This window comes from Streptomyces sp. NPDC060198, assembly GCF_042728415.1.
Taxonomy (GTDB): domain Bacteria; phylum Actinomycetota; class Actinomycetes; order Streptomycetales; family Streptomycetaceae; genus Streptomyces.
The window spans coordinates 1-2,855 of the sequence record NZ_JBHWZJ010000586.1; the positions used below are offsets into that span (position 1 = coordinate 1).

Sequence of the window (2,855 nt, forward strand, 5' to 3'; positions counted from 1 at the left end):
CGAACGGCGCTCCACGGCGCGCCCCGCCCGTCACGACTGCCATACGCCGACACGGGCGGGGCGAGCCGGTGGAAGACTTCCCCGCACACGCGGGGGCAACGGAGGTTCTGCTCCTCACGGGAGCCATCCCCGCATGCGCGGGAACCCCCGACAGGGGCCGAGGGTAGGCCCTGAGGACACACCGGGACCAGGCCCCGGACGTATCACCGCTTCCCGCGACGCCTCATCAGGATCATCAGCGTCGTCCGGGCGTCACGCCGGCGCTGCGGGTCGCGGAAGAGGACGGAGAACCCCGCGACCGTCACCACCGCCCCGGTGTAGGCGAGACCGGTGGCGGCGGAGAGAACGGCGGCCTCCTGGAGCACGGACTCCAGGACATGCGGCAGTACGGACATGCGGGTCCCCCTGGGGGTTGTCGCCCGGTGGTCTTCTCCGTCGGGCGCGGTCCCACAGGTATCCGCCCTCGGGGCAGCGTCCGGCGATGTCCGCAGAAGTGAAAAAGCGACATAGCCGCAGGTCAGGAGGGAATGAAAATGTGTCCGGAGAAGTCTTCCGCAGTCGGCGGACGAGCCGGTGCCGAATCGGTGCCGACGTTCACGCGCGGATTGAAGGCGTTGTACGAAGCCGCGGGAGGGAAGGAGCTGGGATACGGGCGCCTGCTGAACCTGGCCGAACAGCACGGCTACGAGGTGCCCAAGTCGACTCTCGGAGACTGGTTCAGCAAGACACCTCCTCAGAAGCCACAGCACGTCAAGTACGTTCTGCACATCCTGATCCCGTATCTGGAGGAGCGTGCGGAGCGTCACTCGCCCGGCCACGTCCCGACGCCCGCGGGCATCTGGAGCCGGCAACTGGGCACGGCGCAGAACGCCGGAAGGAGCAGGCAGGGGGGCCACGGCTCCCGCGTGACCGCGACGTCCCGACCGCGCCTGCTCGGAGGGCACTCCCCGGCTCTCCTGGACGTCCTTCCCGGCGTTCTGGAAGGGCGGGGCGAGGAGGTGGCCGATCTGACGGCCTTCGTCGAGGCTCCGGACGGCGCCCCCGCCTACTCGTGCTGGAGGGCCGGTCCCTGGGCGGGCAAGACAGCTCTGATGGCCTGGTTCGCCGTCCATGCGCCCGCCGGGGTCGATGTCGCTCACTACGTCATCTCCGGCCGCCTGGGCACCGATCGCCGTGACGGCTTCGTACGGGCGGTCTCGCTGCAACTGGCAGCTGCGGCGGAGAACAAGCGCCGTCCTCCGCCGAACGACAGGAATCCGGATCTCGACCCGCTGTACGAAGCGGCGGCCCGCCGGTCCTGGGAGCGCGGCCGACGGCTGGTGCTGATCGTCGACGGGCTCGACGAGGACGCGGACGCCGGACTGGCCGATCCGGGCATCGCCGGACTGCTGCCGAAGGTTCCCCCGTACGGCATGCGCGTCATCGTCGCCGGGCGCCCCCACCCGCGTGTGCCGACGAGGTTGGCGAGCGACCATCCGCTGCGGGACCCTGCCGTCGTCCGGCGGTTGGACGACTCTCCCGCGGCACGGATCATCCGGGACGCCGCCCTCACGGAACTGGACACCGTGCTGAACGACGCCGGCATCGGCCGGCGCCTGCTGGGTCTGCTCGTCTCGGCCCGCGGCGCTCTCACCGGCGCGGACCTGGGCGAACTGCTGGGCGTCACGCCGCGGGACGTGGAAGAGAGACTGCGCACCGTGGCCGGCCGCTCCCTGGCGCCCACCCGCGCGGATCTGCTCCCTCTGGACGTACGGTCCGGGGTGGAGGCGGACGCCGGCCGGCAGACCTTCGTGCCGGCCCACGAGGAACTGCGCAGAATCGCGTGCGAGCAGCTGGGAAGGCCCTTCCTGGCCGCGCGGACCCGAGAACTGCACGACTGGGCAAGCAGTTACCGGGCCGGCCACTGGCCCGACGACACGCCGAACTACCTTCTCAGCGGCTACACCCGCCTCCTGCGCGAGAGCGGGGACACCAGGCGGCTCACCGCTCTGGTCCTCGACCCGAAGCGGCAGTCGCTCCTCGTCCGGCACTCCGCCGCCGACGTCGCGCTCGGCCACCTCGACCTGATCGATCCGCCCGGAGCGGCTCCTTCGCCGTCACCGGACCTGGCCGTCTCGGCTGCGGCCGGTGTCTCGCGGGAGATGCTGTCCTCCCGCGTACGCCCGCTGCCCGAGGCGGTGGCGCGGACGATCGCCCGGCTCGGCGACGCGCGGCGGGCCCGCACCCTGGCGAGCGCGTCGGGGAGCGCCGTCGACAAGGCCCTGAGCCTGGCCGGTGTGGCCCGCGTGCTTCGGGCCATGGGTGACGGGGAGGCCGCCGGGACCGCGCGGGACTCGGCGAAGTGGGCCCGTGCGGCGCTGCGGGAGGCAGACCGCCTCGGGTACGCCGTCGAGGAGTCGGAGGAAGCGGCGGCACAGGCGGCCCTCGCCCTGCTGGAGACCGCTCCGGCTCCGGTCGGGCGCGGCGCCCGGGAGGCCGCCGCCGGTGACCGGAAGGCTCCGGGCTCACGTCCGCGCCTTCTGGCCGCAGGGTCTGACCCCGGCGAGAGCACCGACCCGAGGGGCCGGTTCGAGGACGGCCTCACTCTGCTGCGTTCCACGCACGGGACGGGAGCGGCCCGCACCGAGGCTTGGGCGCTGGCCGCGGAGTTGCTGGCACCGGACCATCCGGAGCACGCAGTCGCGCTTCTGGACGAACTCGAAGAGCAGGCCGAGACGCTCATCTGCGAGAACCCGGCCGACGCAGCGGCCGCGACCGCCGCCCTCCGGCTCTGGCGGACGGTGGCTTCAGTGACTCCCGACCGCGCCGACCGCCTCCACGACCGCGCTTCGGCGCTCGCGGCGGAGGTCTGGGAG

1 protein-coding gene and 1 pseudogene are annotated in these 2,855 nt (G+C 72.6%); one reads left to right on the forward strand and one right to left on the reverse strand.

All coding sequences use genetic code 11. The features are described 5' to 3' along the window. Positions 1-203 precede the first annotated feature (203 nt). A complete protein-coding gene (locus tag ACFWEP_RS33780) occupies positions 204-395 on the reverse strand; it encodes a hypothetical protein (RefSeq protein WP_387375994.1) in 192 nt (63 codons plus the stop codon). A gap of 189 nt (positions 396-584) precedes the next feature. Between ACFWEP_RS33780 and ACFWEP_RS33785 the strand changes: the two are divergent. Further along, a pseudogene (locus ACFWEP_RS33785) lies at positions 585-2,855 on the forward strand (hypothetical protein); the annotation flags it as partial.